Annotated in this window: 19 protein-coding genes and 1 tRNA gene; 18 read left to right on the top strand and 2 right to left on the bottom strand. The window is 62.4% G+C overall.

Annotated features, from left to right (window positions below; translation table 11 throughout):
* The first annotated feature begins 41 nt into the window (after window positions 1–41).
* From ACNO8S_RS13045 to flaJ, 12 genes are all read left to right on the top strand, one after another.
* Complete coding sequence (locus tag ACNO8S_RS13045; RefSeq protein ID WP_050007264.1) at window positions 42–617, top strand: DUF7500 family protein; 576 nt, start codon at window positions 42–44, stop codon at window positions 615–617.
* Window positions 618–746: 129 nt separating this feature from the next.
* A complete protein-coding gene (locus ACNO8S_RS13040) occupies window positions 747–1,229 on the top strand; it encodes a hypothetical protein (RefSeq protein WP_064288699.1) in 483 nt (160 codons plus the stop codon).
* On the top strand, window positions 1,226–3,253 hold the full coding sequence (locus tag ACNO8S_RS13035) for a hypothetical protein (RefSeq protein WP_420182049.1): 2,028 nt from the start codon (window positions 1,226–1,228) through the stop codon (window positions 3,251–3,253). Before ACNO8S_RS13040 ends, ACNO8S_RS13035 begins: the two co-directional genes overlap by 4 nt.
* Window positions 3,254–3,339: 86 nt before the next feature.
* The gene (gene cheY / locus ACNO8S_RS13030) at window positions 3,340–3,699 is read left to right on the top strand and encodes a chemotaxis protein CheY (RefSeq protein ID WP_004515265.1); all 360 of its coding nucleotides are present in this window, start codon (window positions 3,340–3,342) and stop codon (window positions 3,697–3,699) included.
* Complete coding sequence (locus tag ACNO8S_RS13025; RefSeq protein WP_014041338.1) at window positions 3,700–4,917, top strand: chemotaxis protein CheC; 1,218 nt, start codon at window positions 3,700–3,702, stop codon at window positions 4,915–4,917.
* Window positions 4,917–5,438 (top strand): chemotaxis protein CheD, encoded by a 522-nt coding sequence (locus ACNO8S_RS13020; protein ID WP_014041337.1) that lies wholly within the window; start codon window positions 4,917–4,919, stop codon window positions 5,436–5,438. Before ACNO8S_RS13025 ends, ACNO8S_RS13020 begins: the two co-directional genes overlap by 1 nt.
* A 242-nt stretch (window positions 5,439–5,680) precedes the next feature.
* Window positions 5,681–7,336, top strand: coding sequence for a FlaD/FlaE family flagellar protein (locus tag ACNO8S_RS13015; protein WP_420182048.1), 1,656 nt, complete (start codon window positions 5,681–5,683; stop codon window positions 7,334–7,336).
* A complete protein-coding gene (locus ACNO8S_RS13010) occupies window positions 7,320–7,757 on the top strand; it encodes a flagellar protein F (protein WP_014041335.1) in 438 nt (145 codons plus the stop codon). Before ACNO8S_RS13015 ends, ACNO8S_RS13010 begins: the two co-directional genes overlap by 17 nt.
* 1 nt (window position 7,758) lies before the next feature.
* Complete coding sequence (locus ACNO8S_RS13005) at window positions 7,759–8,211, top strand: CARDB domain-containing protein (RefSeq protein WP_014041334.1); 453 nt, start codon at window positions 7,759–7,761, stop codon at window positions 8,209–8,211.
* On the top strand, window positions 8,208–8,969 hold the full coding sequence (locus ACNO8S_RS13000) for an ATPase domain-containing protein (protein WP_014041333.1): 762 nt from the start codon (window positions 8,208–8,210) through the stop codon (window positions 8,967–8,969). The genes ACNO8S_RS13005 and ACNO8S_RS13000 overlap by 4 nt, the downstream gene beginning before the upstream one ends.
* Before the next feature lie 14 nt (window positions 8,970–8,983).
* The gene (locus ACNO8S_RS12995; RefSeq protein WP_023843417.1) at window positions 8,984–10,657 is read left to right on the top strand and encodes a type II/IV secretion system ATPase subunit; all 1,674 of its coding nucleotides are present in this window, start codon (window positions 8,984–8,986) and stop codon (window positions 10,655–10,657) included.
* Window positions 10,658–10,659: 2 nt separating this feature from the next.
* On the top strand, window positions 10,660–12,408 hold the full coding sequence (gene flaJ, locus ACNO8S_RS12990) for an archaellar assembly protein FlaJ (protein WP_014041331.1): 1,749 nt from the start codon (window positions 10,660–10,662) through the stop codon (window positions 12,406–12,408).
* A gap of 267 nt (window positions 12,409–12,675) precedes the next feature.
* Here flaJ and ACNO8S_RS12985 read toward each other — a convergent pair whose 3' ends face one another.
* A complete protein-coding gene (locus ACNO8S_RS12985; RefSeq protein ID WP_420182047.1) occupies window positions 12,676–13,773 on the bottom strand; it encodes an aminopeptidase in 1,098 nt (365 codons plus the stop codon).
* Window positions 13,774–14,041: 268 nt separating this feature from the next.
* On the opposite strand from ACNO8S_RS12985, the gene gnd reads away from it, so the two are divergent.
* Entirely contained in the window at window positions 14,042–14,941 is a 900-nt protein-coding gene (gene gnd / locus ACNO8S_RS12980; RefSeq protein ID WP_014041329.1) for a phosphogluconate dehydrogenase (NAD(+)-dependent, decarboxylating), read from the top strand.
* A gap of 18 nt (window positions 14,942–14,959) precedes the next feature.
* On the opposite strand, the gene ACNO8S_RS12975 is transcribed toward gnd, so the two are convergent.
* Window positions 14,960–15,409 (bottom strand): type IV pilin, encoded by a 450-nt coding sequence (locus tag ACNO8S_RS12975; protein ID WP_129755612.1) that lies wholly within the window; start codon window positions 15,407–15,409, stop codon window positions 14,960–14,962.
* 145 nt (window positions 15,410–15,554) lie between these two features.
* On the opposite strand from ACNO8S_RS12975, the gene ACNO8S_RS12970 reads away from it, so the two are divergent.
* The 5 genes from ACNO8S_RS12970 (at window position 15,555) to ACNO8S_RS12950 (ending at window position 19,707) form a co-directional block, all read left to right on the top strand.
* Window positions 15,555–16,139, top strand: coding sequence for a 2Fe-2S iron-sulfur cluster-binding protein (locus tag ACNO8S_RS12970; RefSeq protein WP_014041327.1), 585 nt, complete (start codon window positions 15,555–15,557; stop codon window positions 16,137–16,139).
* A gap of 49 nt (window positions 16,140–16,188) precedes the next feature.
* Window positions 16,189–16,261: transfer RNA gene (locus tag ACNO8S_RS12965), tRNA-Arg, on the top strand.
* A 114-nt stretch (window positions 16,262–16,375) separates the two neighbouring features.
* Window positions 16,376–17,260, top strand: a complete 885-nt coding sequence (locus tag ACNO8S_RS12960; RefSeq protein WP_050007261.1) for an NAD(P)H-binding protein — start codon at window positions 16,376–16,378, stop codon at window positions 17,258–17,260.
* A 43-nt stretch (window positions 17,261–17,303) separates the two neighbouring features.
* On the top strand, window positions 17,304–18,206 hold the full coding sequence (locus tag ACNO8S_RS12955; protein WP_014041325.1) for an NAD-dependent epimerase/dehydratase family protein: 903 nt from the start codon (window positions 17,304–17,306) through the stop codon (window positions 18,204–18,206).
* A 112-nt stretch (window positions 18,207–18,318) separates the two neighbouring features.
* A complete protein-coding gene (locus tag ACNO8S_RS12950) occupies window positions 18,319–19,707 on the top strand; it encodes a selenium-binding family protein (protein ID WP_420182046.1) in 1,389 nt (462 codons plus the stop codon).
* Window positions 19,708–19,726 lie beyond the last annotated feature (19 nt).

The following is a 19,726-nucleotide window of genomic DNA, read 5'->3' as shown; positions in this document are numbered from 1 at the left end:
CCAGCGACGGAGTTATACGATAGCCTCACACACTAGTACCTATGGCTCGGCGGTCAGACGAACCGAATCCGGAAGAGGGCAAGGTACTTTCGCCCGAAGAGCTCGATATCGCCGACGACGAGCACGTCACTGAAATCGACGAGGGCCGCTACGTCGTTTCGTCGGACGTCCGCACTGACGACTCCTACGGGAACCACGTCTCATCGGATTCGGCGTCTGAATCCCCGCCGTCTCCTGCACCGAACCCGGAGCCGTCGACTCCCGAGTTCTCGGATGCGAACGTCCACGAGTGGCTTGCCGAACAGATGGCCGACTCGAACGCCAGATACGGCTTCGACGTGACCGCGAAGTTCGACGGCGACGTCGACCAGCAGCAGCTCGCTTCCAACGACATCGTCACCGTTTTCGAGAGCTTCATGCTCTGGTACGGTCGCCAGATGGACGGGTCGACGCCGGTCGAAGAAGTGCTGGGTATTCTGCTGTCGGAATCGAACGTGCCGGTTCGCTATCCGCCGGCAGTCATCAAACAGCTCGTCCGGTCGACGCAACTGACGCCGGACGATTCTATCGCTGATCTCTTGGAAGCCGTCGAGGCCGCCGACGGTGCCGAACTCTGAGACGGGCCGCTGTAGGTCATTTCCACAACGACCACCTGCAATCGAGCAGCTATCGCGATGAACAGGGGCAGCAACCTGCCCAACCGACGAGGGATTTAAATCCGGGCACGGCAGTGTGTAGGGTAGATAATGGTCCCGCGCCATCCGCCGACGGCCGTTGCCCTGTTCGTTCTGGTAACGCTCGTCGTGACGGGACCGCTCGTCGGCGTCGACGCTGTCAGGCCACAGCCGACGACTATCGGCGACGGGACGGCGACTGTCAGTTCCGTCCAACTGCCGACGTCGGAATTACGGTTCACGGACGGCCGATTCGGCACGAACGTCGTGTATCTCAGAGTGCCCGATGCCAGCGTGTCCGTCGACTCCGTGACGGGGCGTCCGAGACTGCTGTATCAGGTCGCAGTCCCTGCGCTCGACATCTCCCTCGAAGACGAACAGGTCCTTTCGGACGGTCAGTCCGGGACGTACCGGCTCGCACCCGGTGACAGAGCGGTCACGCCGTCGTCACTGGAGCGGGACGTGTACAGGGGAACCGTCCTGCTTCGGGTCCAGAGCTTCGAAACCGCTGAGACAATCGTTGCTGAAAACGTGACAGTGCAGGTGGAGCAATGATTCGAGACATCGAACGGCTCACTGGCCGCTGTCGCCAGGTCGGAACGGCAATCTTCGGTGACCGCTACGGCTATGTCCTCTGGCTCGGCCTGCTCGTGACGTTCGGGCTCTACTGGCGCGTCGGGATTTTCGTCACCGACACGTACACCACTGCCAACGCCCTCGTCGCTGTCTCGAACGGGCACCTCCACATCGTAGAGACGCCGTACTCCCTGACACTCGGCGCGCAACCGGGTCTGCACGAGGCCGGCGGCAGGCTTTACGGACGCAACTACGGCCAGATACTTCTGGCTGTCCCGCTGGTCTGGGCGTTGCAAGGGCTGTCCGTGCTCATTACACCCCGGCTACTGCTCCTTGGACTCTGGTCGGGCACTGCGCTCGTCTTCGTGGCTCACGTTAGCGTGCTCGGACAGCGCCACACCAATGTCGCCAAGCGAACGGTGCTGTGGGTCGGTAGCGGTCTCGTCGCTGTCTTGTTTCTGATCGGTGCGCTGACAGCGACGGCGCTCCCCGATACTGCGCTCGCGCTAGCCGCGTTCCAGATATCGACGATGCTCGCAGCAGCGACGACCGGCGTCGTCCTCTACCGCCTCGTCGGAATCTGGCACGACCGCTCAGTCGCCCTGGCGGCTGGTGTCGCAATCGGTATCGCCTCGTCTGTCGGGTTCTGGGCTTCGCTTCCGAAACGGCACGTTCTAGTAGGGCTATTGATACTGACGACGGTGTATCTGTTCGCTCGGAGCCGAGTTGCGTATGCGGACGCCGAATTTCGGCTCGGGCTGGGTTTTCGTGCCGGCGCGTACATCGCCGCTGGTCTGGTAACCTGGACCCACGCCTTCGAGGGCTTTTTCCTCGTGGTGACGCTGGCTCTCGTAGACCTTGTCACTGCAAGGCGAAACTCGCTTCTCCATCTGGCCGTTGCCGCCCTCGCGCTCTTCCTCGGCTCGCTCCCGATGCTCGTGACGAACTTCCTTATCTCTGGTAACCCGGTCAAACCGCCGCGGTTGCTCTCCGCCGTCGGGGGTGCGAACGTCGAATTCACACCTGAGACCGGCGGCGATGCCGGAACCGGTGGCGGTAGCGGCACTGGCGGCACTGAGGGTGCCGGAACGGACGGTGGGACTGGCGGGGGTTCCGACGGGAGTGATGGCGGGTCTAGTGGTGGCAGTGATTCCACAGGGGCGGACAGTGATACCGGAACGCCGATCATAACACCGATTCTCGGCCTGTTCGACCGGATCATGGGACCTGCGGCCCCCGCGATGGTGTTCGTTTCGGATGCGGTCAGCCGTGGTCTCGACGTCCTGGCTACGCCCGAGCGACTGTCACAGATTTTCCTGCGGAGCGGCTCCGCGCCACAGATCAACTACACCCCGAACTCCTACGAGGCGATCGAACTCACGATGGTCGAGGCCGTCCCGCTTTTCGGCGCGGTCGCGGCACTCCCCGTGGTTCTAGTCCGGTCAGCTGTTCAGCGGATGCGGCAGTGGAATGTCCGTCCGTCGTACTATTCCCCCCGAACCCAGACCGATATGCTCGTTGCGACCCTCGCAACTGTGTTCACGCTCGTCTATCTGAGCCGCCTGCCACTGCACACACAGCTCACTGTTCGATATCTGCTGCCGACGGTCCCGCTGATCATGTACGGCGTCGTTCGGATTCCGGCGGTCCACGAAACCGTCAGCGACGCGAAGCGGTGGCTCGCCGGCGGGTACGCTGCGAGTACAATTGGTGGTCTCCTCATCGGACTCGGCGTCGTTGCCGGACTTGATCTGGCGCTCGGGGAAGCGGTACAGTTCCACGCACTCCTCAATCTCGGTGGTGCTGGTGTCTGTGCTGGGGCTGTGCTGGGCCGCATACTCGTTCCCGACCGCGTCCCGTCCAGAGTGGTCGCACTGGGTCTGGCGCTCCCGGCGGGGCTGACGACAGCGTACCTCCTCCTCTCGGGGCTCGTGTACTTCCAGTATGGCTCCTTCGCGCTCGATTTCATTCGCGTTCTCACACCGCATCTCCCCGCGGTGTAACTGGGTTTCGGGACCCACCGATATCACACGCGATAATTTACGGGACACCTTTATCTAACTCATCACGATATGTAGGCTTGATAGGCATGCCAGACGTACTGATCGCCGACGATTCAGAGTTTATGCGTAACCTCCTCCGCGAGATTCTCGAAGAAGACCACGAGATCGTTGGGGAGGTCGAGAACGGTGTCGAAGCTGTCGAAGTGTTCAAAGAAGAAGGGCCAGACCTGGTGATGATGGACATCGTGATGCCCATCCGGGATGGCATCGAGGCCACGGACGAGATCAAATCTTCCAATCCCGATGCGAACGTCATCATGTGTACAAGTGTCGGCCAGGAAGAGAAAATGAAGGAGGCAGTGAAAGCGGGGGCTGACGGATACATCACCAAGCCGTTCCAGAAACCCAGTGTGATGGAGGCCATCGAGGACGTCGTCCCCTCATAGATGAACGTCGATATTCAGTCGCTCGGTACGTTCAACCAACTCGCTCACGAGGGGGCCGAACAGGCCACGCAGTCGATGGGCCAGATGACGGGCATCGATGCCGTCGTCGACGTAACCAAGATAACGCTGCTCGACAGAGCAGACGTCGGCGAGGAACTGGCCGGCCGTGACTTCGTCGGCGTCCAGTTCTCTTTCGATGGCGTTCTGGAGGGCGATACCGTTCTTGCCTTCGACGTAGACAGCGCCGGCACGATCACCGAGGAGATGATGCCCGGTAGCAGCGACGACGAGGCGATGGCCAGGAGTGGCATCGAGGAGATCGGCAACATCATGATGAGCGGTTTCATCGACGGTTGGGCCGACTACGTCGGTGCGACCATCGATCACTCGCCGCCGGAGTACATCGAGGAGTCCGGCGGTGACGTGCTTCCCGATGCACCCGAGAACGGCGACCACCAGCAGGTGTTCGTGTTCAAATCGGAGATCGAATGGATCGACGAGTCGGTGAACTTCTACATCTACATGCTCCCTGAGTACGAAGCGCTCACGGAGATGATGATGGACCACGTCGACACGGACGGCGACGCCATCCCCATCGACAAGCTCCAGACGTTCAACGAGATGACGACTAGCGGCACCCAGAAAGCCGCTGACAACGTCGAGATGATGACCGGCATCCCGACCGAGTCGGAGGTGACTCAGATCAGTTTCGCCCCCATCGAGGACGTGCCAAAGCAGATCGGCACGGACACGTTCGTCGGGACGGTCGTCGAGTTCACCGGGACGCCCAGTGGCTACCTCATGGTGCTGTTCGACGAGGTCTCCGCGATCAACGTCGCAGAGGCGATGATGCCCATCGAGATGGACAGCGACGAGCTAACCGACCAGCACAAGGCCGCCATCGAGGAACTGGGGAACATCATGACGAGCGGGTTCGTCGACGGCTGGGCGAACGTCCTCCAGACGTCAGTCGAGCACACGCCGCCGCGGGTCGTGCACGACATGGGGCGGGCGATTATGGACCCGCTGGCGGCGCAGGTCGGACAGTATCAGGAGCACGCGTTCATCATCGACTCCCAGATGCGGACCGACGACATCGAATTCCAGGCTGAGATTCACGCCCTGCCCAACGAGAAAGAGTTACGCGCCGCCCTCGACGACCTCGATGTCGAGCGGGCGACCGAGACGGGCGCGGACGTCGAACAGATATTCAAATAATGAAAGTATACGATGGTAGCCAAACAGAGAGTCCCGAACAAAGTACGCCCGAGCGTATCAAAGTCGGCATCGCGGAGTACAAGGTGACCACAGAGCCGGCTGTGCTGACCACGAGCGGGCTGGGCTCCTGTATCGGTATCGCGGTATACGACACCCGTAACACGGTGGCCGGGCTCGTTCACGTCATGCTTCCGTCGGCGGCTGATATCGACGGCGGCAACCATGCGAAGTTCGCGGACACGGGCATCGAAGTGCTCATCGAGGCCATGGCGGATGCCGGGGCGTCGACGGAGGCGATGGAGGCCAAAATCGCCGGCGGGAGCGATATGCTCGACTTCTCCGAGAACGGCTCCTCTATCGGTTCGCGAAACGCCAAGAAGGTGCGCGAGACGCTGGATGCACACGGCGTTCCCGTTGTCGGCGAAGACCTGGGCGGAGACCACGGCCGGTCCGTCAAACTAGAAGCGGACACCGGCAATTTCATCGTCAAAAGCGCGAACACGGATTCGATAACGCTGTGACGTCTGCGAGCAGGACTCGTGCTCGACTCCGGACGTCAGACGGGTGACTGCCGTTCGTCTGCCGGGGGCGCACTGACACACTCTGTTCCCCCGATCTTCCGTCCGAAATTAATCTGAAATGTAATAGGCTAGTACTTGAATAGTTAATTTACTGTATCTGAGCCGGGAAAATGGGATATTATTATCAAATATGATACGCTAAGGGGAATATTCAAGAGTAGAAACAGCATGAGATACAAGAGATGAGTAGTCTCGCTCTCGTGCCGCTGGCTCCAGCCGTCTCACCGGAACTGGTTGGACTGGCACCCGCCCTCTTTGTCTTGCTGACCGGCGGGCTGGTCGGTATGAGCATCAAGAATATGTTCGATTCGATCCTGTCGGACGACGAGAGCGGGGATGCGAGCGAGGACGGCGGTGGCGGCGAGATGGCCGACGGCGGCGGTCTGATGGCTGACGACGGCGGTGGCGGCGACGACCTCGGCGGTCTGGGTGGGCTCGACGACGGTGGCGACGACATGGGTGGGTTCGGTGACGACGAGTTCGGCGACATGGAAGACGCGAGCGGACCCGACACCGACGAACTGGAACACCGTCTCGACGAACTGGAAAACGAGGTCGGTAGCCTCTCTTCGACGGTCAACACGGTTCGGACAGAAAACGAGAGCATCTCCGAGTCCGTCGAAGAGACCGAGGAGAACGTCCGGAAGCTGCTCGATATCTACGAGATGGTCACCCGTGGCGTCAACCCCTTCGCCGACGACGTCGACGGCGGTATGGGCGGCATGGGCGAAGGCGGCGGCTCTTTCGGCCTGTTCGACGACGACGGGAGCGACGATACCGAGGAGGACATCGACGACGACGTCGCCAACGCCGACGCAGAGGGCTTTTTCGACGAAGACCTGACGGAGGACACTGGCGGCGACATGTCGATGGACGACGGCGGTGTCGACGACATGTTCCCCGACGACGGTGGCGACGACATGGGCGACTTCGAGGACGACGGCGGGTCGTTCGACGAGGAGTTCGACGACTTCGACGACACGGAGGACGACATGAGCATGGACGATGGGATGAGCATGGACGACGGGGAGAGTATGGACGAGGACAGCGACGACGGCGACGGCGGCAAATCGTTCGCAGAGCTCAAAGACGAGTACGAGTCCGGCGACGCCGAGTGGGCCGAGGGCGAGGAACCCGAGGAAGAAGCGGACGACGACGATGACCTGCTCGGCGAAGGCGATGACGACCTGCTGGGCGAGGAGGACGATATGCTGGGCGAGGAGGATTCGGACGACGATATGGGCGGGCTGGAAGACGACGACCTCTTCGACGAGGTCATCGAGGACGACGGGAGTGACGAGGCCGAGGCGGCTACGGAAGCCGAACCGGAACCGGAGCCAGAGCCGGAACCCGAGCCAGCCGTGGAACCGGAGCCAGAGCCAGAGCCGGAACCGGAGCCGGAACCGGAACCGACTGCCACACAGACTGAGACGGCGGCCACCGGCAGTAGCGATGAGGCAGTGGCAGACGACAGCTCGGCCGCAGATGCGGACGACGGCGGGAAGCCGTATCTGTCGACGATGCCGGAAGGGTTCGCGGCGGACCTCATCATCGTCGAGTGGCTCGAGTTCCTGGTCCAGCACTCGGGCTACCGCGAGACGGCTCGCGCTATCGACTACTACGAGACTATCGACTGGATCGACGAGTCGGTCGCGGACCAGCTCAAGGAGTACCTCCGCGGCTTCAACGACGTGAACGACACCGGGGATGGGCTGTCTATCGACCACCACACGGAGAGCCTGCACTACATCTCGCAGCTTGACAGTGACAGCGGGGCTGACGCCGTTGCGCTCTCGAAACTGGTCGGTGGAGGTGGTTCCGATGGGATTCAGCGTTAGCGGCTCGGCAGCCGTCATCTTCGTGGCCGCGTTCATCGGCTTCGGAATGTTCTACTCCGCGACCGCGAACAGCTTCGAGCGCGTCAACGACGCTCGCGAGGACCAGCGAGACCAGCTGCTCGACCAGCAAAACACCGACATCTCGCTTGTCTCGGCGACATGGAACGCGAGCGGCAGCGAGAATCTCGTCGTGACCGTCGACAACACCGGCTCCGAGACGCTGTCGGTCGAAGCAACCGACCTGCTGGTCGACAACGACTATCAGGCGGGCTATGACACGACCGTTGACACCGACCCCTCGACGGATATCTGGGCGTCACAGGAGCGGTTAGAGATTACCGTCACCTCACTCAGTAGTCAACCCGACCGGGTGAAAGTCGTCACCGAGAACGGCATCGCCGAAACGATGGTGGTGAGCTAACATGGCGAGCGTTTCCGTCTCTCACCTGATCCTGTTCATCGCGTCGATGGCTATCGCCGCGAGCGTGGCCGGCGTCTTTACGAGCAGTATCGGCGAGCTGAGCAACGCTGTCTCGGAACAGGGGCTGGACGTGAGTAGCGACGTTCGGACCGATGTCGAAATCATCTCCGACAGCGGCAGCAACACCATCTATGATAACGGCGCAAACACAATCACGATTCACGTCAAAAACACCGGCTCAGAGACGTTAGCGCCAGTCCCCGGGCAGATAGATGTGTTCGTCGATGGGGCCTTCACCAGTGACTACACGGTGACGCTGGAGCCGGACGGCGGTAACAGCTGGCGGCCCGGTGAAGTCGTTCGCATCGACATCAACGGCAACCTTGACGGTGGCGACCACCGCCTCAAGCTGATTGTCAACGGCGACGAGGAGGTGTTCGAGTTCAACACATGAGTATCGCAAGTACTGACCTATTCTCGCTCGGACTGGACGATCACGACCGACTGAACAAGGAACTGGGCGGCGGTATCCCGCCCGGCAGTATCATCCTCGTCGAGGGTGACTACGGGGCCGGCAAATCCGCCATGAGCCAGCGGTTCACCTACGGCCTTTGTGAGGAGGGCCACGAAGTGACCTACCTCTCGACGGAACTCACCGTCGGGAGCTTCCTCGACCAGATGCACTCGCTGTCGTATGACATGGTCGACCACATCCTCGACGAGGACGTGCTGTTCCTGCACGCCGACATCGGCGAGTCGAACGCGCTCACCGGCGGTGACGAACAGTCCGAGCGGAAGGAACTCCTCAAGCGGCTGATGGAGGCTGAAGTGATGTGGGACGCCGACGTCGTCGTCATCGACACGTTCGACGCCATCCTCCGGAACGACCCCAAGTTCGAAGCCCTCGTTCGGCAAAACGAGGAACGACAGGCCGCACTGGAGGTCATCTCCTACTTCCGGGATGTCATCTCACAGGGCAAATGCATCATGCTCACCGTCGACCCGTCGACGCTGGACGAGGAGGCTATCGGTCCGTTCCGGGCCATCGCCGACGTGTTCATCGAACTGGAGATGATCGAGGTCGGCAACGACGTGCGCCGGCAGATCAACGTCCTCCGATTCGCCGGCATGGGCGAACAGGTCGGTGACACCATCGGGTTCTCGGTCCGCTCGGGAACCGGCATCGTCATCGAATCGCGCAGCGTCGCCTAGAGGTGATATAAGATATGACAGACCACGGACGTGCGAAACCGTCGGACGAACTTCGGCAGATGGCAGCGCGGCGGCCCCACCTGCGGGACCACCTGAAGAAGTTCAAGCAGATCACCGGTGAGTTCCCAATGCTCATCGACGAGGCCGACGACGAGTACGAGACGAACCGGCCGAACGTGCTCTACCCGGTCGGCGGCCCCATCTTCTGTCATATCTACGGCGACGTGGGCCAGGACATGAAGTACTACGCCATCGAGCCGGAACTCGACGAGGACGAGCGGGCCGTCTTCGGAAAGGTCCGGAACCGTCTGCTCCAGCGCAGCGTCAACAAGCCCGCGCCCGAAAACGAAGCCCAGTTCGACGACCGTATCGAGGAACTCCTGCAGGAAACCACCAAAGTCCGAGACGAAGACAGCGACAGCGGCGTCCTCACGCGCCTGTCGAACCTGACCGACGTGAACAGCGTCGAGGTCACACAGGAGACCTACGAGAACATCCTCTACCGGCTGAACCGCGACATCGTCGGCCTCGGCCCGCTCGAACCGGTCATGCGCGACCCGGCCAACGAGGACATTCACGTTATCGGCCGCAGCGAATGTCACGTCGACCACGGGGTCTACGGGATGCTCGAAACCACTGTCGAGTGGCAGAGCGAGGAGGCCTTCGACCAGTGGCTCCGCAACATGGGCGAACGGATGGGTGACCCGGTCTCTGACTCGGACCCTATCGTCGACTCGACGCTGCCGGACGGGTCGCGTCTGAACCTTATCTACTCCGACGACGTGAGCCTCAAAGGCCCGTCGCTCACCATCCGTCAGGGCGACGACGTTCCGCTCTCGATTTTCCAGATTACCAAGTGGATGACGCTGTCGCCGCAACTGGCCGCGTATCTCTGGCTCTGTCTGGAGAACGAACAGACGGTGTTCGTGGTCGGGGAGACGGCGTCCGGGAAGACGACGACGCTGAACGCCATCACCTCGTTCATCCCCGACGACGCGAAGATCTACACCGCGGAGGACACCGCCGAGGTGCTGCCCCCGCACAACACCTGGCAGCAACTCCTCACTCGTGAAGGCGAAGACGAGGGGACCAGTATCGACATGTTCGACCTCGTCGCCGCTGCACTGCGTTCCCGCCCCGACTACATCATCGTCGGGGAGGTTCGTGGTGAGGAAGGACGGATGGCGTTCCAGGCCGCCCAGACCGGCCACCCGGTGATGCTGACCTTCCACGCGAGCGACATCGTCTCGATGATTCAGCGCTTCACCGGCGAACCGATCAACGTCCCCGAGACGTTCATGGACGTGGCCGACGTGGCGCTGTTCCAGAACCGCGTCAAGCAGGGCGATCAGGTCCTGCGCCGCGTGACGAGCGTTCAGGAGATCGAGGGGTACTCGAAGGAGATGGACGGTGTCGTCACCCGGCAGGTGTTCAACTGGGACCCCGTCGAGGACGAGATCATCTTCCAGGGGATGAACAACTCCTTCGTCCTCGAAGAGCAGATCGCGACCCTCCTGGGGTACGAGGACACGCGTGATATCTACGACGACCTCCAGTTCCGTGCTGACATGATCGAGCGGGCCATCCAGGAGGGGATTCTGGGGTATCACGAAGTCAACGACTTCATCTCGGACTTCCAGCGTGACGGCGTCGAAGGGATTCCGTTCAACATCGCCAGGCCTGACTAACGATGGCACAGGGCGAAGCCGAAAGCGGACTCGACCTGACGATATCCGAGACGATCCAGTCGCTCGTGGAGTCCTACCGCCAGATGACGATCCCGCTGGAGCGGTATCTCTTCCTCATCCTGCTACCAGCCGTCGCCTTTTTCGTTATTTCGACGGTCGTCGCCTTGCTGCTGGATCAACCCCTTGCGGTCCGAGCACCGATTCCCCTGCTTGGATTTCTGGTGATGGCGTCGGCGATTTTCTACCCAAAGATCCTCCTGAGCCAGCGCAAACGCGAACTCAACAACCGGTTTCACCTGCTTATCACGCACATGACCGTGCTCGCGACGACGAAAATCGACCGCATGGAAGTGTTCCGAACGCTGGCCGAGGAAGACGAGTACGGCGAACTCGCGATGGAGATGCACCGCATCGTCCAGCTAGTCGACACCTGGAACCTGAGTCTCGACGACGCCTGCCGTCGCCGGGCCAAACAGGTCCCGAGCCGCGCAGTTTCGGACTTCTTCGACCGCCTCGCGTACACGCTCGGGGCCGGACAGGGACTCGACGATTACCTCCTGACTGAACAGGAGCAGATCATCCAGCACTACTCGACGGTGTACAAGAGCTCGCTCGACAGCCTGGAAGTCATGAAGGACCTCTACCTCTCGATGATTCTGTCGATGACGTTCGCGCTGGTGTTCGCCGTCGTCCTGCCGGTGCTGACCGGAACGAACCCGACGATGACCGTCAGCGCCGTCATCGTGATGTTCGTGTTCGTCCAGACCGGCTTCTACCTCGCCATCCGCTCGATGGCCCCCTACGACCCGGTGTGGTTCCACCCGGTCGACTACCCGTCGCCGATCGAGTCCAAACTCAACAAATCGATGGTCGCCGGCGTGGGACTGTCGATGCTGCTCGTGTTCATCACGCTTGGGGGGATGCTCGGCATCTCGCCGATCACGCTGAACGACCTCTTTTTCATGTTCGACGAGGTGCCGCTGCCGCTGTACGCCGCCGCGCCGATCACGCCGATGCTCATCCCCGGCATCGCCTTCCGACAGGAAGAACAGCGCATCAAGGACCGGGACTCCGAGTTCCCGAACTTCATCCGTGCGCTCGGGGCGACCGAGGGCGCGAAGCAGTCGACGACCGGTGCGGTGCTTCGTACCCTCCGCAAGAAGGACTTCGGCGCGCTCTCGCCGAACATCGACAACCTCTACAAGCGACTGAACATGCGGATCGAGCCGACCTCTGCCTGGCGCTTTTTTACCGCCGACTGTCGCTCCTATCTCATCCAGACCTTCTCCGAGATGTACCTCATCGGCCGCGAGATGGGTGGATCGCCAAAGCAACTGGGCGAGCTTATCTCCGAGAACATGAATCAGGTGCTACAACTCCGCCAGAAGCGCAAGCAGGCGGCAACGACGCTTGTGGGCCTCCTCTACGGGATGACCGCCGCGTCGACCTTCGCCTTCTTCATCGGCCTGCAGGTCGTCAACATCCTCGCTGATATGTCGCTCAACCTGAGCACCGGGAGCCGGCTCGACGCTGCCTCGCTTATCAACACTAGCGTCTACAACATCCCGCTCATCGAGTTCCTGCTGATCATCATTATCATGTTCGGCGCGATGCTGTCATCGCTGATGATCCGGACCGTTGACGGTGGCCACAACGCCAACACCTACATGCACTTCGTGGTGCTCTCGTGGATCGGCGCAATTACTGGGACGTTTACGAAGTGGCTGGTGTCGCAGTTCCTCTCAATCTAGAGTACCTTTTTACTGCGGGGGGTTTCCTCGCGCCTTCGGCGCTGCGGGAACCCCCCTTGCAAAAATCTACGCTAAAAACGACCTCCGAGTCGCGGCCTGCGGCCGCGCTCGGAGTGAAACCGCTCGCTCCGCTCGCGGTACATCACAACAGCATCAGTACAGCCCTCAGCAGGCCTGCCCTCCCCCGGGTCGTGGCACGGAGGCCACTCCCGGCCCACAGCACTGCAACAGCGATTCCCGCCCGACAGCACTGCAGTACCGCGACAGCTACCCTTCGAAACCGTCTTCCCAGCGGAACAGGCCGTCTTTCTGAATCGTCTCGCCGTCGACTTCGAGCCGCGACCCCTCGCCCATCGTCGTGATGAGGTCCTCGTGGACGGCGCTGTCGTTGCCGGATTCGCCCTCAGGGAGGCAGGCGTCGTACGCGCGCCCGAGCGCGAGGTGGACTGTCCCGCCCATCTTCTCGTCGAAGAGGATGTTGTCGGTGACGCGGTCGACGCCGCGGTTCATCCCGATACCGAGCTCGCCCAGTTGGCGCGAACCGCCGTCGGTCCCGATGATTTCGCCGATGACACCCTCGCCCTGTTCGGCCGCCCAGTCGACGACAACGCCGTCCTTGAACGTCAGCTCGATGTTTTTCACCCGGCGGCCCTGTATCGTCATCGGCACGTCGAAGGTGACGACGCCGGCGGTGTCGTAGGGCGCGGTGAACACCTCGCCGGAGGGGAGGTTGTGGGAGTCGTAGGCCACGCTGGCGGCGGAGTTGACGGCGATACGGCCGTCGATGTACAGCGTGATGTCCGTCCCGTCGGCCACGATTCGGACCTCTTTGCCGTCGTCGAGGATATCCTTCAGTTGGGCCTGCTCCTCCGCCAGCGCCTCCCAGTCCCGGAGCGTTGCGTCGTAGACGAAGTCTTTGTAGTCAGCGTAGGCCATCCCGGCCTGCTGGGCCATCGCCCGCGTCGGGTGCTGGGTCGACACCCAGTCGGTGTCCAGCCGGGCCTCTCTGATTGCCTGTCGCGCCGTCGAGTACGCCTGCCGCTGGTCGCTGTCCACGTCGGCCGTCTCGGTAGTGTTCCGCGACCCTTTCAGGAACAGCACGCTGTCGGCCCGTTCGTACAGCGCCAGTTCGTACTCGGGGTTCTCGGTGAATGACCCGTCGTGGGCCCCCAGATAGGCCCGCGTGAGTTCGTCCGACTGGTACGTCGACAGGAGGTTCGCGCCGCGGTCGCCAAGCTGCTCGGCCACGGCGACTGCGAGATCGTGTGCGCCGTCCTCGACAGCCACGACCACGTCGTCGCCCGCGTCGATGCGAGCGCTCCAGTCGACGAGAATCCTGGCGTGTTCGCGTATGCGGTCGTCCATATTCTCACCAAGAGTGGCCGGAACAAAACGGCGGTGGTCCCGGGATTACAACGGACGATGTGATTGTATTCCGTGGATTTTTTGCGTTCCAGAGCCGGAGTATCCGGTGCAGTACGGGACAGGACTCGTGGCAATTGCTGGCTCCCACGACCGCTTCCGAGACGGTCGGCCGGGGCGGTACCATGACTGACGACGGCACGGATGGTGTTCGTGCCACGCTTTTCTGTCGAACCGCAATCCCTACCTGTTCGGTCAGCGACTCCCCGGTATGGAACTTGGCGTCATCGGACTCGGACGCATGGGCCGCATCGTGGTCGACCGCGTGCTCGAAGCCGGCCACGAGGTCGTCGTCTTCGATATCGACGAGAAGAGCGTCGCCGACGCAGCTGAAGCCGGTGCACAGCCGGCATCGTCCATCGCCGACCTCGCGGCGAAACTCGGCTCGGAGAAACGAATCTGGCTGATGGTCCCAGCCGGGGACCCGGTCGACGCCGCGCTGGATGAACTGGCCCCATCACTGGACGATGACGATATCGTGGTCGACGGCGGTAATTCCTACTTCGAGGACTCGGTTCGCCGTGCCGAGTCGACCGATGCGGCCTACCTCGACTGTGGCACCTCCGGCGGCCCCGCCGGTGCGGAGCTGGGCTTCTCGCTGATGGTCGGCGGCCCGCAGTGGGCCTACGACGAACTGGTTCCCGTCTTCGACGCCGTCGCGACCGGCCCCGACGGCCACGACCGGATGGGGCCGGCGGGGTCGGGCCACTACGTCAAGATGGTTCACAACGGGGTCGAGTACGCGCTGATGCAGACCTACGGCGAGGGCTTCGAACTGCTGGCTAACGGCCGGTACGACCTCGATCTGGAATCGGTCGCAAACACCTGGAACAACGGGGCCGTCATCCGCTCGTGGCTGCTGGAGCTCTGCGAGGAAGCGTTCCGCGAGGAGGGCAACGACCTCGGCGACGTGGCCGACCGCGTCGAAGGCGGGTCGACTGGGACGTGGACCGTGCAAGAAGCGCTCGAACAGGAGGTGCCGATCCCGCTCATCTACCAGTCGTTGGCCGAGCGGTTCGGCTCGCGGGCCGACGACGGCCGCTTCTCGCGCCGCCTCGCCAGCCGCCTCCGATACGGCTTCGGTCGCCACGACGTCCCACGTCGGACGTGAGTGTGCTACCGTATCGCTTCAGAACTCGCTTGCCTGAGCGGTACCCTTTGCGAGCACCGTTGTCTGGTCGTCCCCGTGCCAAACGAGGCTGACTTCAGCTCCGTCTTCGACGCTAACGCGTGACTGGTCGCCGGCGGTCACCTCGCCGTCGTCATCGTCCCACCCCACTGTTCGTCCGTCCGCCACTTCGATAGTGAGTTGCTCTGCACTGATCGTATCACCACCGTCATGTGTCACGACGGCAACGACGCCGTCTGTCGTCTCTTCGTACTCGAACGTGAACGAGGCCTGCGGGGCCACAGCTACGTCGCCGCCACTGCTACCCATGCCCAGTACGAAGGACGCAATTATCGCCGCGACGATGATGATGATCGGAATCAGGATGAACAGGACAGCCACGCCGACGCCCAGTCCGACGAGTACCTTTCCGGCGGTACCGAGATCGTTCCACGAATCTTTTAGTCCCACGACATACTCCATTAATTGATAGTACTAAACACTGTGGAAATTAATCGCCCGTCGCCGGGCACACAGTCGTCTGGTGGCCGGGCCGTTCGCGGGCGGCTGCGGGTGAAACAACAGCTAATTAAACCAGTATTCCATAGCCGGACACATGGTAGAACTCGTTGGACTCGCCGCCGGGGCCACGCTCACCCTGATAGTGGTCGCGCTCCACTACGCCAAAGGGACCGGTTGGGAGGCACCGGAAGACATCTCCCAGGAGGTCCTCGAGCAGCGGGCCGCGACAGTCCCCGAGACGGACTTCCCGGAGCCGTACAACCGCTCTATCGGTGGTGGCGGTGCCACAGCGATTCCGGCTGGTGAGGCCGAAGGCGAACTCGGCGAAGGCGAGGAGGCCGAAGAGGAGGACGAGGGCTTCGACCCCGACGATATCGCCGAGGACGAGGTCGAGTACTACGAGATCGAATTCGCCAAGGAGGGTGAAACGATCGAGGTCGCCAACAACGAGCCGCTCCTTGACGCCGGCGAGGAGGAAGGCTGGGACCTCCCCTATGCCTGCCGCGAGGGCCAGTGTATCTCCTGTGCCGGCCACATCGAGGACGGCCCGGCCGAGGACTACATCCGCCACAGCAACAACGATTCGCTGATGGATGACGACATGGAAGAGGGGTACTGCCTGACCTGTGTCGCCTATCCGACCAGCGACTTCACCCTCGAAACCGGCGAGTCACCTTGACGCTGCGGTTCACAACCGTTAAGACGGACAGTCTGATAGCACTTTTCGTGGGCGGCTAGTTCAGCGGACAGAACGCCTGGTTCCGGACCAGATGGTCGGGGGTTCAAATCCCTCGCCGCCCGCTATTTTGCGGCCACACTGTGACCGATACGTCTCGTCCTACAGCTCTAGACAGCGGCAGGACTGCACGGCAATCGCCGCAACGTCCTTGAGGTTCCGACACAAGGTACGAACACATGCGTGTGCTCGTTATGGGTGCGACCGGATTCATCGGACAGCGACTGGTTCATACCCTGGCCGAAGCGGGCCACGAGGTGGTGGCGTTCTCCCGGAGCGCGAGCGAGGAATCCTTTCCCGACGGCGTCGAGCCGTTCGAGGGCGATCTCGGTGACCCAGACTCCCTCGATGGCCTCTGTGACGATATCGACGTTGCGTACTACCTCATCCACTCGCTCACGTCCGAGAACTTCGCCGAGTTAGACCGTCGCTACGCCCGCCGGTTCGCCGACTCGGCGTCGGCTGCGGGGGTCGACAGGGTCGTCTATCTCAGCGGCATCAGCGGTGACGAGGAGAACCTCTCGCCTCATCTGGCGTCGCGGCGCGAAGTCGAGTCGGTGCTCGCAGAAGGGTCGTTCGATCTGACAGTGCTCCGGGCGGCGGTCATCATCGGCCCGGAAAGTGCGAGCTTCCGGATCGTCGACGACCTGACCGACCGCCTGCCGCTGATGCTCGTCCCCAAGTGGGTCCGAACGCCGTGTCAGCCCATCGGCGTCGACGACGCAATCAGCTACCTCGTGGAGCTACTCGGTGCCGACGAGACCCGCGGCGAGACCTACGACATCGGCGGGCCGTCGGTGTGGTCCTACGAGTCGCTGCTGAAACTCACCGCCGCGGAGAAGGGCAAGCGGGTGTTTATCATTGCCGTGCCGGTGATGACGCCGGGCCTGTCCTCGCACTGGCTTCGCTTCACGACAGACGTACAGTACGCCATCGCGCGGCCGCTGGCCGAGAGTATGCGGAACCCGGTCACGGTTGACCCGGAGATGGACCTGCAGGACGTCGTGCCGATTGACCAGACGCCGATCAAGGACGCCGTTCGGCGGTCGCTGATGGCATCGTAGGCCCTGCGGGACTGTTTTGGGGCTGTGCGGTGCAGACGTAGCTATGCCCGAATCGGTCGCCGTTACTGGTGGCAACGGCCGCGTCGGCCAGCACGTCCTCGAACACCTGACTGCAGCGGGGTATCGAACGGTCAACCTCTCCCGTGGGAAACGGGAGGAAGACCATTCGGACGCATACGTCAGGACTGACCTGCTCGATGCGGGCGAGGTCTACGGCGCACTCGCAAAATCCGGCCCCGACGCGGTCGTCCATCTCGGGATGATTCCCACGCCCGACCACACGCCGGGGTACCGGACCTACGAGAGCAACGTCATGTCCAGCTATCATGTGCTGGAGGCGGCCGGCGAACTGGGTGTCGATACGGTTGCCCTGGCGTCGAGTTTCAGCGCTATCGGCGGCGGGTTCGAATCAGACCCCATCACAGTCGACTACCTTCCGATCGACGAGGACCACCGCCTCACGCCGTCGAACCCGTATGCAATGGGGAAACAGGCACTGGAGATCACCGCCGACGGGTTCGCTCGCCGGAGTGCGGACGCCCCGGACACTATCACGTCGCTTCGGCTTCCGTGGGTCGTCGACGACGACCTGGCCAGGGAGACGTTCGTCGAGGCAGACCGGACACTCACCGGGTCTCGGGCGTCACCGCACTTCCACACCCAGCGGAACACGCTGTACGCGTACGTCCACACCACCGACGCCGTTCGGCTCGTCGAGCGGGCCGTCGCGGCGTCGTTCGACGGCCACGAACGCGTCTGGGTCTCGGCACCAGATACGAGCGCCGAGACGCCGAGCGCCGAACTCGCGGCGGAACTGTACCCTGATGCTGACTACCGGGGGCCGACAGCCGACGACGAGAACCCGTATGCGACGCTCATCGACACGACGAAAGCCGAGCGGCTGCTCGACTGGGAGCCGACTTGGAGCTGGCGACAACTGGCGTGAAGTCAGCGGCGGCCCGCGCATCGATCCGGACGCCGCCATTACCACGCCGCATGTAGCGGCCGTTTCATCCGGAACACGTTGCTAAAATGTAATGTGTATGTAACTAACATGCATGAGTGACGCCGAACAGCCGTCAGAGAGCGAGACACACGACCATCACGACCACGAGGGGCCGGGCTATGCCACCCCGCAGGCGGCCATCGAGGAGGCCGAGCGCGAACGGACCGCCTACGTGATGGGCCTCCACGTCGGTCAGGACGTCGACGCGCCGGACTTCCTGGCCGTCGTCGACGTAGACCCCGACTCAGACACGTACAGTGAAATCATCAACCGGGTCCAGATGCCGAACAAGGGCGACGAACTCCACCACTTCGGGTGGAACGCCTGCTCGTCGTCGTGCCACATGGAGGGGTTGGAGCGCCGACACCTCGTCATTCCCGGCCAGCGCTCCTCGCGCATCCACATCGTCGACACGAAGGAGCGCCGCGACCCCGAACTGACGAAAGTCATCGAACCGGAGGCGGTGTACGACCACGACCTCTCCGCGCCCCACACCGTCCACTGCATCCCCGACGGTGAGATTCTCATTTCCATGCTCGGCGATGCCGACGGCGACCTCCCTGGCGGCTTTCTGGAACTGAACGACGACTTCGAGGTGCAGGGGCGGTGGGACCCGCCCGGCGAGATCGAGATGAACTACGACTACTGGTACCAGCCCCGCCAGAACGTGATGCTGTCGACGGAGTGGGCGGCCCCGAAGACGTACTACCCCGGCTTCGACCTGGACGATGTCGAGGACGGCAAGTACGGCCAGCGGCTCAACTTCTGGGACTGGGAGGCCGGCACCGTCGAGCAGACCATCGACCTCGGCGAGGACGGCCTGATTCCGCTAGAGGCCCGCTTCCTGCACACGCCCGAGAGCACGCACGGCTACGTCGGCGCGGCGCTATCCTCGAATATCATCCATTTCCATGAATCGGATGGCGAATATCACGCCGAGCCGGTCATCGAGTTCGACGACCGCGAACACGAGGGGTGGGACATGCCGGTCCCGGCACTGGTGACGGACATCCTCATCTCGATGGACGACCGCTACCTCTTCGGGTCGAACTGGCTCCACGGCGAGGTGTGGATGTACGACATCTCGGACCCGTCGAACCCCCGAAAAGCCGATTCCATCTCTATCGGCGGCTACTTCGGCGACATCGAGCAGGTCCAGGGTCGCGATATTGTCGCCGGGCCGCAGATGCTCCAGCTCTCGCTCGACGGCGAGCGGCTGTACTGGACGACCTCACTGTTTTCGTCGTGGGACAACCAGTTCTTCCCCGAGGAGGCCGAGCAGGGGTCGGTGATGCTCAAAGCCGACGTAGACCCGCGGACGGGGACGATGTCGCTGGACCGGGATTTCCTCGTGGACTTCGGCGACCTACCCGAAGGCCCTGCTCGCGCCCACGAGATCCGGTGGCCCGACGGCGACTGTACCAGCGACGTGTGGCAATGAGGACGATGCGACTGGGCGG

Source organism: Haloarcula sp. KBTZ06 (assembly GCF_048595605.1).
Classification (GTDB): domain Archaea; phylum Halobacteriota; class Halobacteria; order Halobacteriales; family Haloarculaceae; genus Haloarcula; species Haloarcula hispanica.
The sequence above is the reverse complement of the archived record's forward strand: the minus strand, read 5'-3'. Positions and strand labels throughout refer to the sequence as shown.

Coding starts and splice junctions, on each gene's coding strand:
- ACNO8S_RS13045 (WP_050007264.1), top strand. CDS start 42: ATGGCTCGGCGGTCAGACGAACCGAATCCGGAAGAGGGCAAGGTACTT.
- gnd (WP_014041329.1), top strand. CDS start 14,042: ATGGAACTTGGCGTCATCGGACTCGGACGCATGGGCCGCATCGTGGTC.
- ACNO8S_RS13010 (WP_014041335.1), top strand. CDS start 7,320: ATGGGATTCAGCGTTAGCGGCTCGGCAGCCGTCATCTTCGTGGCCGCG.
- ACNO8S_RS13035 (WP_420182049.1), top strand. CDS start 1,226: ATGATTCGAGACATCGAACGGCTCACTGGCCGCTGTCGCCAGGTCGGA.
- ACNO8S_RS12950 (WP_420182046.1), top strand. CDS start 18,319: ATGAGTGACGCCGAACAGCCGTCAGAGAGCGAGACACACGACCATCAC.
- flaJ (WP_014041331.1), top strand. CDS start 10,660: ATGGCACAGGGCGAAGCCGAAAGCGGACTCGACCTGACGATATCCGAG.
- ACNO8S_RS12995 (WP_023843417.1), top strand. CDS start 8,984: ATGACAGACCACGGACGTGCGAAACCGTCGGACGAACTTCGGCAGATG.
- ACNO8S_RS13015 (WP_420182048.1), top strand. CDS start 5,681: ATGAGTAGTCTCGCTCTCGTGCCGCTGGCTCCAGCCGTCTCACCGGAA.
- ACNO8S_RS13025 (WP_014041338.1), top strand. CDS start 3,700: ATGAACGTCGATATTCAGTCGCTCGGTACGTTCAACCAACTCGCTCAC.
- ACNO8S_RS12970 (WP_014041327.1), top strand. CDS start 15,555: ATGGTAGAACTCGTTGGACTCGCCGCCGGGGCCACGCTCACCCTGATA.
- ACNO8S_RS13040 (WP_064288699.1), top strand. CDS start 747: ATGGTCCCGCGCCATCCGCCGACGGCCGTTGCCCTGTTCGTTCTGGTA.
- ACNO8S_RS13020 (WP_014041337.1), top strand. CDS start 4,917: ATGAAAGTATACGATGGTAGCCAAACAGAGAGTCCCGAACAAAGTACG.
- ACNO8S_RS13005 (WP_014041334.1), top strand. CDS start 7,759: ATGGCGAGCGTTTCCGTCTCTCACCTGATCCTGTTCATCGCGTCGATG.
- ACNO8S_RS12955 (WP_014041325.1), top strand. CDS start 17,304: ATGCCCGAATCGGTCGCCGTTACTGGTGGCAACGGCCGCGTCGGCCAG.
- ACNO8S_RS12985 (WP_420182047.1), bottom strand. CDS start 13,773: ATGGACGACCGCATACGCGAACACGCCAGGATTCTCGTCGACTGGAGC.
- cheY (WP_004515265.1), top strand. CDS start 3,340: ATGCCAGACGTACTGATCGCCGACGATTCAGAGTTTATGCGTAACCTC.
- ACNO8S_RS12960 (WP_050007261.1), top strand. CDS start 16,376: ATGCGTGTGCTCGTTATGGGTGCGACCGGATTCATCGGACAGCGACTG.
- ACNO8S_RS13000 (WP_014041333.1), top strand. CDS start 8,208: ATGAGTATCGCAAGTACTGACCTATTCTCGCTCGGACTGGACGATCAC.